The organism is Streptomyces yongxingensis (genome assembly GCF_055597465.1).
Window position 1 is genome coordinate 7,939,861 of the sequence record NZ_CM145717.1, and the last position, 11,714, is coordinate 7,951,574.

Consider the following 11,714-nt stretch of genomic DNA (forward strand, 5'->3'; position numbering starts at 1 on the left):
GACGGGCCGCTGAAGTGCGCGGACCCCTTCCCTGCCCACCCCCACGGATCCAGGAGCGGACCATGGACGTTGTGACCCCCGCCGGAGGCGACAGCACCGCGACGGCCCGCACCTGGCCGGACGTACTCAGCTCGCTGATCGCCGGCCGGGACCTCGATGCCGACGACACCGCCTGGGCCATGGACCGGATCATGCGGGGCGAGGCCACCGACGCGCAGATCGCCGGTTTCGCGATCGCGCTGCGTGCCAAGGGCGAGACGGTCTCCGAGGTGGCCGGTCTGGTGCGGGCCATGTACGAGCACGCCAGGGTGATCGAGGTGCCCGGGGCGACCGTGGACATCGTGGGCACCGGCGGTGACCGCGCCAGGACGGTCAACATCTCCACCATGTCCGCGCTGGTCGTCGCCGGTACCGGCGCGCGGGTGGTCAAGCACGGCAACCGCGCCGCGTCCTCCGCCAGCGGCGCCTCCGACGTGCTGGAGAAGCTCGGCGTCAATCTGGACATCACCCCCGAGCGGGTGGTCGAGGTCGCGGAGGAGGCGGGGATCACCTTCTGCTTCGCGGTGAAGTTCCACCCGTCGCTGCGTCATGTCGCCTCGGCCCGGCGCGAGCTGGGCGTCGCCACCCCGTTCAACCTGCTCGGCCCGCTGACCAACCCGGCGAAGGTCACCTGCCAGGCGACCGGGGTCGCCGATGCCCGTATGGCGCCCATCATCGCCGGGGTGCTGGCCGAGCGGGGCTCCTCAGCGCTGGTCGTCCGGGGCGACGACGGGCTGGACGAGCTCACCGTGACCACGACCTCCCAGGTGTGGGAGGTCCGGGACGGCGCCGTGCGCCAGGAGACCTTCGACCCCCGGGACGTGGGCGTCGAGCGGGCCCCGGTGGAGGCCCTGCGGGGCGCGGACGCCTCGTACAACGCCGATGTGGCCCGCCGGCTGCTGGCGGGCGAGCGGGGCCCGGTCCGGGACGCGGTGCTGCTGAACTCGGCGGCGGCGCTGGTGGCGCTCGAGCGGGAGCCGGGGGACAAGCCCCTGACGGACCGGATCGGGGCGGGTGTGGCGCGGGCCGCCGAGTCGATCGACTCGGGCGCGGCGCGCGACGTCCTGGAGCGATGGGTCCGGGCCACCCACGCCTGAGCGCTCCGCTGAGAGTGGTCTGATATGTCGTCGACGGTCTGCGGCGCCGTCGTGGCTGGTCGCGCCCACGAGGCGGAGCCGCACATCGACACGGCCCAGCGCCCCTTCAGGGCGCCGCCGAACCGCAGCCGACTTGCCCCTGTCCGGTGAACTCCTTACGGCGCCCATGGTCTGTCCGGGATGCGGACAGGGCATGGGCGCCGGCGCCTGACATGGCATACTCCTGCCCAGGTCACGAGCGACAGCGACTACGGCCCCGGCCCGCTGTCCGGCAACCCTCCGTCCGTGGCGGGGTGCCCCGGGTGATGACCAGGCCGCCAGGCAGCGAGGCCGGCGGCAAGCGCGGACCCCTCGCACTAGGGGTCCTGGTGGTCGAGGGAGTTCTTCCGTGATGCAGCGAATGCGCTAGGGCCGAGCGGCCCGTCTCTCCTCAATGTGCTCCGCACGGTGCGGCCGTGCGTCGAGCGATTTTCCGCGCCCTTACGGCTGGCTCGCCGCCTCCGTTTCCGTGCGCGTCACGCATTCATTCGACCCTTTCGGGAGACTTCGCCATGTCCGAGCGCCCTGCTGCCACCGCCTCCGCCTCCGCTTCCGCCACCGCTTCCGCCTCCGCCTCCGCCTCCACCACCGCTGTCGCCGCCTGTGAGCCGCTGCCCGTGCTGGGCAGCGACGTCCTGGTGCCGCTGGTCACCGGCGGTGAGGTGACCTACGCGGCGCTCGACTACGCCGCCAGCGCCCCCGCGCTGCGGCGGGTCTGGGACGACATCGCCGCCTACGCGCCCTACTACGGCAGCGTGCACCGCGGGGCCGGCTACCTCTCGCAGCTGTCCACCGACCTCTTCGAGAACAGCCGTAAGGACGTCGCCGCCTTCCTCGGCTGCCGCGAGGACGACCAGGTCGTCTTCACCCGCTCCACCACCGATTCGCTCAACCTCCTGGCCGCCGTGGCGCCCCGGGGCACCGAGGTCTTCGTCTTCGAGACCGAGCACCACGCCTCGCTGCTGCCGTGGGAGCAGCGGGAGGACGTCACCGTTCGCTACCTCAGCGCCCCGCGCTCCCCACGGCAGGCGGTGGAGACGCTGGAGAAGGCGCTCGCGGGGCGCGCCGGGGGCCCGGCGCTGGTCTGCGTGACCGGCGCGTCCAATGTGACCGGCGAGCTGTGGCCGGTGCGCGAGCTGGCCGCGGTCGCGCACGCCCACGGCGCCCGTATCGTCCTGGACGCCGCGCAGCTTGCCCCGCACCACCCCGTGGACATCGCGGAGGCGGACGTCGACTGGGTGGCCTTCTCCGGGCACAAGCTGTACGCGCCCTTCGGGGCCGGGGTGCTGGCCGGGCGGGCGGACTGGCTGCGGGAGGCCCGGCCGTATCTGGCGGGCGGCGGCGCCAGCCGTAAGGTGACGCGCAGGGACGACGGCGGCGTCGACGTCGAGTGGCACACCACCGCCGCCCGGCACGAGGCGGGCTCGCCGAACGTCATCGGCGTCTACGCGATCGCGTCGGCCTGCAAGGCGCTGACCGAGGCCGGTTTCGAGGGCCTGGTCGCCCGTGAGCGGAAGCTGATCGAGAAGGTGCGGGCGGGGCTGGCCGAGGTGCCCGAGGTGCGGGTGCTCTCGCTCTTCGGCGACGAGGCCCCCCGGGTCGGCGTGCTGTCGTTCGTGGTGGAGGGCTGGAACAGCTCCCACTTCGCGGCCGCGCTCTCCGCGGAGTACGGCATCGGCGTACGCGACGGGCTGTTCTGCGCCCACCCGCTGGTCCGCACCCTGCTGGACAGCGAGCCCGACGAGCCGGGCGAGTGCGGGGCGCCCGAGGCCGCGCCGGGGGAGCGGTCGCTGAACGCGATCCGGGTCAGCTTCGGGGCGGGCACCCCGGACGAGCATGTGGAGCGGTTCGTGGGCGCCGTGAAGGAGCTGGTGCGCGACGGCGCCCGGTGGAGCTACCGCACGGAGGACGGCCGCTGCGTCCCCGACCGCGGCTGAGGCCCAACGGGCCTCGTGGGCCCCTGGGCCAAGAGTTCGGGAGCGCCGGACCCTGCGGGGTGTCCGGGGGTTCTTTCCCCTCCCCGCCCCTTCCCGCAACCAGGGGCTCCGCCCCTGGACCCCGCGATCAGCTGACCGCCCTGTGAGGGCAGGGGCCAGAGTGCCCGCGGGGCGGGCGGTGAGGGCGCGAATGCCCGCCCCGGCGGGCTGGCCGCGTCTGCGCGCCTACGTGGCGGATGACCGCATCCGGGTCGGCCCGGCCGGGGCCTGGGGCGAGCCCCGGTTTCCGCGGGGGTGAGGAGGTGGTCGTCGTTGTCGTGGGTGGCGCGGGCGTCCGCGCGCATCCGGATTGTCCGGCCGGGGTCTGGGGCGGAGCCCCAGTTGTGGGAAGGGGCGGGGAGGGGCAGCATCGATATGCGGCTCCGCCGCGTGGGCCCGCCGCAGGCGTCACGCGCCGCCGGACACCCTCAGCCGTCCAGGCCGATCGCGAACGCCGCCTCCAGGTCGTGCTGGGAGTACGTCCGGAAGGCGATGTGGGTCTCGGTCGAGGCCACCCCCGGCAGCTTGCTGATCTGACCGGTGATGATGTCCGCGAGGTCGTCGTGCCGGGCCACCCGCACCATCGCGATCAGATCGTGCGCGCCGGTGACCGAGTAGACCTCGCTCACACCCTCCAGCGCGGCGATCTTCTCGGCGGTCTCCGGGATCTGGTCCACGTTGGTCTTGATGAGCACGATCGAAGTGATCACGGCTGGCTTTCTCCCTCACTGGCCCTGGCTGCGCCGCCCACTCTAGCCCTCCGCCCGAACCGGGCCCACGCGTAGAGAAAGCCGAGCGTGAAGCCCACGAGATGGGCGAGATAGGCGACGCCGGGGCGGTCGTCGGCCTCCCGGGCGGCCAGCCACTGGAGGGCCACCCAGAAGATCAGCACCGCCCAGGCCGGAAAGCGCAGCGGGAGGAAGAACAGGAACGGGAAGAGGCTGGTCACCCGGGCCCGGGGAAACAGCCACAGAAAGGCGCCGAGCACCCCGGAGATGGCCCCGGAGGCGCCCACCAGGGACTGGGCCGAGTCGGCGTGCGCGGCGGCGTAGCCGAGCAGCGCCAGATAGCCGGTGGCGAGGTAGAAGACGGCGAACTGGAAACGGCCCATCCGCTCCTCGGTCATCGCCCCGAAGACATAGAGGAACAGCATGTTGCCGAGCAGATGCAGCCAGTTGCCGTGCACGAACAGCGCGGTCAGCGGGGCGAGCGGCTGATCGGGGTCGCCGCTCCACAGGGCGCTGGGCACCACCCCCCAGCGCTCGAAGTACGCGGACTGGGCCTCCACCAGCCGCCCGCCCGAGCCATAGCCGGGGTTGAGCCCCGAGGCCGGTCCGAGGACGAAGATCAGGCAGCAGCTGACGATCAGGCCGTACGTCATCCAGGGGCGGCCGGGCCCCGCCATCCAGGGGCGGTGGCGCCCCGACGACGTCTCGATCATGGGCAGATCATTCCGTACCGGGCACAACCTCCACAGAGCGCCTCGCCGCGCTCCGCCGGGTCGTGGGGCGGACGGGCCCGGCACGGGCCAGGGCTCAGGCCGTAGGGTTACAGGACGCCGCCGACGAGCCGAGAAGCGAGGATCCGCAACCATGGCCGTGCCCCTGCCGACCGCCCAGACCCGCTGGCGTTGCACACTGTGCGGCAATCTCACCCGGTTCGATGTGACCCGCTCGACCAGAGCCGTGGAGTATGTGCATCTCGACCTGGCGGGGGAACCCAGCGTCGAGGAACGCGAGGTGCTCAGTGAGACCATTGAGTCAGTGCGTTGTCGCTGGTGCAACGCGGTCGACCAGGTGGAACTCGTGGATCGTCCGAGCACCGGCCAGAGCGCCTGAGAACGGAGCGGTGACAGGTGGTGGAGCGGACCGGTGACCCCGGGGCGGCCGGTGACGCCGAGGGCGTCCCCGAGGCGCTGGACCGCCCCCTGCCGGAGGGGGTGCGACGGCGCGTGGTGGCGCTGGTCGCGGATGCCTTCGGCGGTCTGACGGTCACCGAGCTGCCCACCCAGCTGCGGCAGTACGCCCGTTTCACCCCGACCCGCCGCGCCAAGTTCGCGGGCAACGCGATGGCCGCCGCGGTGGAGAGCGACCCCGTCTTCCGGCAGCGGATCGCGGGGCGGCTGCGGGAGACCCAGCGGGAGCTGGCCGAGGCGATCGAGGGCGGGTCACCGCCCGCCGCGGCCGATCCGGTGGACGTCGCGGCGGTGGCGTATGTGCTGCGCCCGGTGGGCTGGGTCAAGCTGGTCGAGGCCGCGGGCGAGGAGGCCCAGCGGGCCTCCGCCGAGCGGGCCGGTGAGGAGGCGGCGCGCGAGCTCCAGCGGCTGCGCGACGAGCTCGCCGAGGCCAAGGCGGCCACCCGGCACGAGACGGAGCGGACGCGCACCGAGCTGGAGTCGGCCCGCAAGGAGAACGACGTGCTCCAGCGCAAGCTGCGCAGCGCGCAGAGCGATGTGAAGCGGGGCGCGGCCGCGCTGCGCAAGGTCGAGGCGGAACTGGAGTCCGTACGGTCGGAGGCGGCCGCCCGTCAGGCCACTGCGGACAGCGAGGCACGGCGGCTGCGGGCCCGGCTCGCGGAGGCGGAGTCGGCGCTGGAGGCCAGCCGGCGCGCGGTGCGCGAGGGGCGCAGCGTGGAGGACATGCGGCTGCGGCTGCTGCTGGACACGGTGCTGGACGCGGCGCAGGGGCTGCGGCGCGAACTGGCCCTGCCGCCCGCGTCGATGCGCCCGGCGGACACGGTGGACGCCGTGGAGCCGGGGAAGATGACGCCGAAGGACATAGCGACCAGGGCGCTGTCGGAGATGGACCCGGCGCTGCTGGACCAGCTCCTCGCGCTGCCGCAGGCGCATCTGGTGGTGGACGGCTACAACGTCACCAAGACCGGCTATCCCACGATGCCGCTGGAGAAGCAGCGGCTGCGGCTGCTGGGCGGTCTCGCGGTGCTCGCGGCCCAGACGGGCGCGGAGATGACCTGTGTCTTCGACGGGGCGGAGCTGGCCGCTCCGGTGCTGCTCGCGCCGCCGCGCGGGGTACGGGTGCTGTTCAGCAAGCCGGGTGTGACGGCCGACGAGTTGATCCGGCAGCTGGTGCGGGCCGAGCCGCCGGGCCGTCCGGTGGTGGTGGTGTCCACCGACCGCGAGGTGGCCGACGGGGTGGCACGCGCCGGAGCGCGCCCCGTGGCATCGGCGTTGCTGCTGAAGCGACTTGCCCGTACCTGAGCCGTCGTAGCCCGAATCGCGCGCCGCCGCATCCCGGTTGCCCCGTTTCTCCCTCCCGTGGCTGAAGTGCCCGAATCACTTCGAATGACTTCACAAGTCTGACCCGGGTCACTTGTGGTGTCAGCGGAGCGTCATCGACCATCACTGCCCGTACGACATTTGTAAAAGATGCCCTCGCGAACCGACTTTTTTGCCGTCGGGATTTGAACGGATCACGGCGGGGTCACTATGGTCAGCTCGAACCTTCGCGCGGTTGATCACCCATCCGGGGTGACAGCGGAGGTACCGCCGAGTCCGCGCCCTGACGCGGAGCCGGGGCTTCACAACCCCCCAACTCCCGGTAGGCGGCTGGAGGAAGAAGGAGCTCGCCTTCGTGGCGTCCCACCGTCGACCCAAGCAGCCGAGCCGCACTCGGGTAACCGTCCTCACCGCGACCGCGGCCGCCGCCGTCGCTCTCACGTCCCAGGCCGCCCAGGCCGCTCCGAAGCAGGACAAGAAGGACGTCAAGGAGCAGGTCGACAAGCTCTACGAAGAGGCGGAGCAGGCGACCGAGAAGTACAACGGCGCCAAGGAGAAGCAGCAGAAGCTGGAGAAGCAGGTCGGCGATCTCCAGGACAAGGTGGCGCGCGGCCAGGAGGACCTGAACAAGCTGCGCAACGGCCTGGGTTCGATGGCCACCGCCCAGTACCGCTCCGGTGGGATCGACCCCTCGGTGCAGCTGCTCCTCTCCTCCGACCCGGACACCTACCTCGAGAAGGCGTCCACCCTCAGCCAGCTGAGCGGCAAGCAGGCCGAGTCCCTGCGGAAGATCGCCGACAAGCAGCGCACCCTCAAGCAGCAGCGCGAGGAGGCGTCCACCAAGCTGCAGGACCTCGCCGACACCCGTAAGGCGCTCGGCAAGAAGAAGGACGAGATCCAGGGCAAGCTGTCCAAGGCCCGGAACCTCCTCAACACCCTCACCGCCAAGGAGCGCGCCAAGCTGGCGGCCCAGGACGCCGAGCGCGCCAACCGCTCCAGCGAGCGCGTCGACCTCGGCAACGAGGTGCCCGAGTCGGGGCGTGCCGCCGCCGCGCTGGCCGCCGCAAAGACGAAGATCGGCCTCCCGTACGTCTGGGGCGCGACCGGTCCGTCCTCCTTCGACTGCTCCGGACTCACCGGCTGGGCCTACCAGCAGGCCGGGGTGCAGCTTCCGCGCATCTCCCAGGACCAGGCGAACGCCGGCACCCGCATCAGCCGCGGTGAGCTCAAGCCGGGCGACCTGGTGCTCTTCTACGGCGACCTGCACCACATAGGTCTCTACGCGGGCAACGGCCAGGTGCTGCACGCGCCCAAGCCCGGTGCCGGTGTGCGCTACGAGTCGATGGACAACATGCCGTTCCAGTTCGGCGTCCGGGTCTGATCCGGAAGTCCCGCGATCCGGGCTTCAAACCGCCTCAACCGCAATCCTTTCGGGCGAATCTCCAGCGCCCTCGCTGATCCCCCGCCCCGCCGGTGACCTGCGTTCGGTCGGCGGGGCGTCAGTGTGCCCGCACCTCACGGCCGTTGGACCGTGGGTAGTGCCACGGCTACTGTCTGCCCGCAGTTCTCAGCCCGACACTGCGGAAGGGAGTGCGGCTTCCCATGGCGTCCTGTCGCCGCGTCGCGAAACCCCGGTCCGGCCGGGCCGCCGTCTGGACCGCCGCCTCGGCGGCCGCGGTGGCCTCCGCCGCCGCGCTGTCCGCCGTGCCGGCCGGTGCCGAGCCGCACGACCCGGCAGGCCGTCCGTCCGCCCGGTCCGTCGGCGACCGGATCGCCACGCTCTACGCCCAGGCCGAGCGGGCCACCGAGCGCTACAACGCGGCGGAGACGCGCGCCCAGGCCCTGCGCCGCCAGGTCGGCCGGATCCAGGACCGGGTCGCCCGCGGCCAGGGGCGGGTCAACCGGATGCGGACGGCGCTCGGCGCCCTCGCGGGCGGGCAGTACCGCACCGGCGGGATCGACCCGGGCCTCGCGCTGCTGCTGTCCGGGGACCCGGCCCAGTACCTCGACCGGGCCGCCACGCTGGAGCGGATCACCAGCCGTCAGGCCGCCCAGCTTCGGGTGCTCACCAGCGCCCAGCGGACGCTGCGGCAGGAGCGCGCGGAGGCCGCGGCCAAGCTGGTGAAGCTGGAGCACAGCCGTAAGGAGGTGGCCCGCCACAAGCGGGCGGTCCAGCGCCGGCTGGCCACGGCACGGCGGCTGGTGAACGCGCTGCCGCCGGGGGAGTGGGAGAGCTACGCACGCCGCGCCTCGCGGGCGGGCGGCCGGGAGCCCGGCGCCCTCGCCGGACTGGTGCCGGGCGCCCTTCCCGGCGGCCACTCCCCTTCCGGTTCCGGTGACGGCCCCGAGGAGCTCCCCGGCGGCCTCACCGGCGGGCCGCACGCCGTGCCCTCCTCGGGGCGTGCCGCCGCGGCGTTCGGCGCGGCACGGGCGGCCCTGGGGCTGCCGTACGCGTGGGGCCAGGCCGGTCCCACCGCGTTCGACTGCTCCGGGCTGACCCAATGGGCGTACGCCCATGCCGGGGTGGCCATTCCGCGCACCTCCCAGGCCCAGGCGCACGCCGGGCAGTCGGTGCCGCTGTCCCAGGCCCGCCCCGGCGATCTGGTGGTCTACCGCTCCGACGCCAGCCATGTGGCCATGTACGCGGGCAACGGGCAGGTGATTCACGCCCCTTACCCCGGGGCGCGGGTCCGCTACGACCCCGTGGGCATGTTGCCGATCTCTTCCATCACACGCGTCTGAAGCCGGCGCGCGGGCTCGTACGATCTAAGACGTGGCGGGTCGGTGGAGATCGGGCGGATGGCGGGCGCTGCTGTGCCTGCCCCTGGTGGGCGCGTTCTCGGTGACCGCGCTGTGCGGCTGTGGACCCGTTCCCGCGCCCGACGACCCCGAGGGGCGCGACGGCCGGGCCGTGCAGCGCATGCTGGACCAGCGGGCGGCGGCGGTCCGGGAGCGGGACGCGGACGCCTTCCTCGCCACCGTCGACCGCGGCTCGGTCGGCTACCTGGCCGAGCAGCGGCGGGTGTTCCGGCAGATGTCCGCCGTACCGCTGCGTTCCTGGACCTACCGCCTGGTGCGCACCGGCGGCTTCGAGCCCGCGCGGGTCGGCGGCCGCAGCCTCGCCGCACAGGTCGAACTCCGGTACCGGCTGAAGGGGTACGACACCGCGCCGGTCGTCTCCGCCCAGTACCTCACCCTCGCCCGGCGCGGCGGGCAGTGGTACGTGGCCTCGGACGACGGCGTGGTGGACGGCAAGCGCGGTATGGAGCAGCTGTGGGACCAGGGCACGGTCGACGTCGTCCGCGGCGCCCACAGCCTCGTCCTCGGCGTCGGCCAGGACCGTCGGCTGCTGCGCGCGGTCGCCGACACCGCGGACCGGGCGGTGCCCGTCCTGGGCCAGGTCTGGCCCCATGAGTGGGCCGGGCGCGTCGTGGTCGAGGTCCCCGCCTCCCTGGGCCGGATGGCCGCCCTGCTCGGCGCCTCGGCGGACGGCTACCGCGGGATCGCCGCCGTCACCACGGGCGAGGTCGGCGGGGCCGGTGACGAGGCGCCCGCCGACCGTGTGATCGTCAACCCCGAGGCGTACCAGGTCCTCGGCGACTTCGGCCGGCGCGTCGTGATCACCCATGAGACGGCCCATGTGGCCACCCGCACCGCCACCAGCGCCGCCACCCCGCTCTGGCTCTCCGAGGGCTTCGCCGACTGGGTGGGCTACCGCGCCCCGGGCCGCACCCCCCGCCAGATCGCCCCCGAGCTCACCGACGCCGTCACCGCCGGCCACCTGCCCACCGCGCTGCCGCGCGACGACGACTTCCGCTTCGGCAGCGACCCCGACCGCCTCTCCCGCGCCTATGAACAGGGCTGGCTCGCCTGCCGCCTGATCGCCGACCGGTGGGGCGAGAAGAAGCTGGTCGACTTCTACCGCGCGGTGGGCCGGGCGCACGAGCGCTCGGGGGCGGTGGAGTCGGCGCTGCGGAACGTGCTCGGGGTGAGCATGCGGGAGTTCACGGCGCGGTGGCGGAAGTACGTGGCGACCGAGCTGGGCTGAACGCCGCCCCGGGCCCCGGCCCGGGTACGGCGGAGCGGGCCCGCCGCCGCACCCGGTACTGTCGGCCACGATGGACAAGACCCTGCTCGTGACCAACGACTTTCCGCCCCGCCCCGGCGGCATCCAGGCGTTCCTGCACAACATCGCGCTGCGCCTGGACCCGGACCGGATCGTCGTCTACGCCTCCACCTGGAAGCGCGGCCGGGAGGGCGCCGAGGCCACCGCCCGCTTCGACGCCGAGCAGCCGTACCCGGTCGTCCGGGACCGGACGACCATGCTGCTGCCCACCCCGCGCGTCACCCGCCGCGCGACCGCGCTGCTGCGCGAGCACGGCTGCACCGCGGTGTGGTTCGGCGCCGCCGCGCCGCTCGGGCTGATGGCCCCCGCGCTGCGCGCGGCCGGGGCGCGGCGGCTGGTGGCCACGACGCACGGCCACGAGGCGGCCTGGGCGCAACTGCCCGCCTCACGGCGGTTGCTGCGGCGGATCGGCGGGGCCACGGACACCCTCACCTATCTCGGTGAGTACACCCGCTCCCGGATCGCCGCCGCGCTCGACCCCCGGGACGCCGCCCGGATGGTCCAACTCCCGCCCGGGGTGGACGAGAAGACCTTCCACCCCGGTTCGGGCGGCGACGAGATCCGGGCCCGGCTGGGCCTGGCCGGGCGGCCCGTCGTGGTCTGCGTCTCCCGGCTGGTGCCGCGCAAGGGGCAGGACACGCTGATCCGGGCCATGCCGCGGATCCTGCGGCGGGTGCCGGACGCGGTGCTGCTGATCGTCGGCGGCGGGCCGTACGCGAAGGATCTGCGCCGCCTCGCGGAGACCACGGGCGTGGCCGAGTCGGTGCGCTTCACCGGCCCCGTCCCCTGGGAGGAGCTGCCCGCCCACTACGGCGCGGGCGACGTCTTCGCCATGCCCTGCCGCACCCGGCGCGGCGGGCTGGACGTCGAGGGCCTCGGCATCGTCTATCTGGAGGCGTCCGCGACCGGTCTGCCGGTCGTCGCCGGGGATTCGGGCGGGGCGCCGGACGCGGTGCTGGACGGTGAGACCGGATGGGTCGTACGGGGCGGCTCCGCCGAGCAGAGCGCCGAGCGCGTCGTGACCCTGCTGGAGGACGCCGAGCTGCGCCGCCGCATGGGCGAGCGGGGCCGCGCCTGGGTGGAGGAGCGCTGGCGCTGGGATCTGCTGGCCGACCGCCTGAAGTCGCTGCTGTGACGGCTCGGGCCCGGGGGCGCGCCCCCGGGCCCAATGGCCTAGGGTCCTTCTGACGGATCTCCGTGGA

At 73.5% G+C, this 11,714-nt stretch carries 10 protein-coding genes and 1 riboswitch; of the genes, 8 read left to right on the forward strand and 2 right to left on the reverse strand.

Annotated features, from left to right (window positions below):
• Window positions 1-62 precede the first annotated feature (62 nt).
• Window positions 63-1,136: an anthranilate phosphoribosyltransferase gene (gene trpD, locus ACZ6TD_RS34025; RefSeq protein WP_471344350.1), complete on the forward strand. Its 1,074-nt coding sequence runs from the start codon at window positions 63-65 to the stop codon at window positions 1,134-1,136.
• 230 nt (window positions 1,137-1,366) lie between these two features.
• Window positions 1,367-1,485, forward strand: a riboswitch (SAM riboswitch).
• A gap of 202 nt (window positions 1,486-1,687) precedes the next feature.
• The gene (locus ACZ6TD_RS34030; protein WP_471344352.1) at window positions 1,688-3,112 is read left to right on the forward strand and encodes an aminotransferase class V-fold PLP-dependent enzyme; all 1,425 of its coding nucleotides are present in this window, start codon (window positions 1,688-1,690) and stop codon (window positions 3,110-3,112) included.
• A gap of 467 nt (window positions 3,113-3,579) precedes the next feature.
• Here ACZ6TD_RS34030 and ACZ6TD_RS34035 read toward each other — a convergent pair whose 3' ends face one another.
• Together ACZ6TD_RS34035 and ACZ6TD_RS34040 are read right to left on the reverse strand one after the other, a co-directional pair.
• Complete coding sequence (locus ACZ6TD_RS34035; protein WP_020872014.1) at window positions 3,580-3,861, reverse strand: Lrp/AsnC ligand binding domain-containing protein; 282 nt, start codon at window positions 3,859-3,861, stop codon at window positions 3,580-3,582.
• Window positions 3,858-4,592: a rhomboid family intramembrane serine protease gene (locus tag ACZ6TD_RS34040; RefSeq protein ID WP_471344353.1), complete on the reverse strand. Its 735-nt coding sequence runs from the start codon at window positions 4,590-4,592 to the stop codon at window positions 3,858-3,860. Before ACZ6TD_RS34040 ends, ACZ6TD_RS34035 begins: the two co-directional genes overlap by 4 nt.
• Window positions 4,593-4,743: 151 nt before the next feature.
• Between ACZ6TD_RS34040 and ACZ6TD_RS34045 the strand changes: the two genes are divergently transcribed.
• From ACZ6TD_RS34045 to ACZ6TD_RS34070, 6 genes are all read left to right on the forward strand, one after another.
• On the forward strand, window positions 4,744-4,989 hold the full coding sequence (locus ACZ6TD_RS34045; protein WP_471344355.1) for a hypothetical protein: 246 nt from the start codon (window positions 4,744-4,746) through the stop codon (window positions 4,987-4,989).
• A gap of 17 nt (window positions 4,990-5,006) precedes the next feature.
• Window positions 5,007-6,368, forward strand: coding sequence for an NYN domain-containing protein (locus ACZ6TD_RS34050; RefSeq protein ID WP_471344356.1), 1,362 nt, complete (start codon window positions 5,007-5,009; stop codon window positions 6,366-6,368).
• Window positions 6,369-6,741: 373 nt separating this feature from the next.
• Window positions 6,742-7,767 (forward strand): C40 family peptidase, encoded by a 1,026-nt coding sequence (locus ACZ6TD_RS34055; RefSeq protein WP_346167146.1) that lies wholly within the window; start codon window positions 6,742-6,744, stop codon window positions 7,765-7,767.
• Window positions 7,768-7,988: 221 nt separating this feature from the next.
• The gene (locus tag ACZ6TD_RS34060) at window positions 7,989-9,128 is read left to right on the forward strand and encodes a C40 family peptidase (RefSeq protein ID WP_471344358.1); all 1,140 of its coding nucleotides are present in this window, start codon (window positions 7,989-7,991) and stop codon (window positions 9,126-9,128) included.
• A gap of 31 nt (window positions 9,129-9,159) precedes the next feature.
• Window positions 9,160-10,434, forward strand: a complete 1,275-nt coding sequence (locus ACZ6TD_RS34065; protein WP_471344359.1) for a hypothetical protein — start codon at window positions 9,160-9,162, stop codon at window positions 10,432-10,434.
• A gap of 70 nt (window positions 10,435-10,504) precedes the next feature.
• Window positions 10,505-11,647 (forward strand): glycosyltransferase family 4 protein, encoded by a 1,143-nt coding sequence (locus ACZ6TD_RS34070; protein WP_471344361.1) that lies wholly within the window; start codon window positions 10,505-10,507, stop codon window positions 11,645-11,647.
• Window positions 11,648-11,714 lie beyond the last annotated feature (67 nt).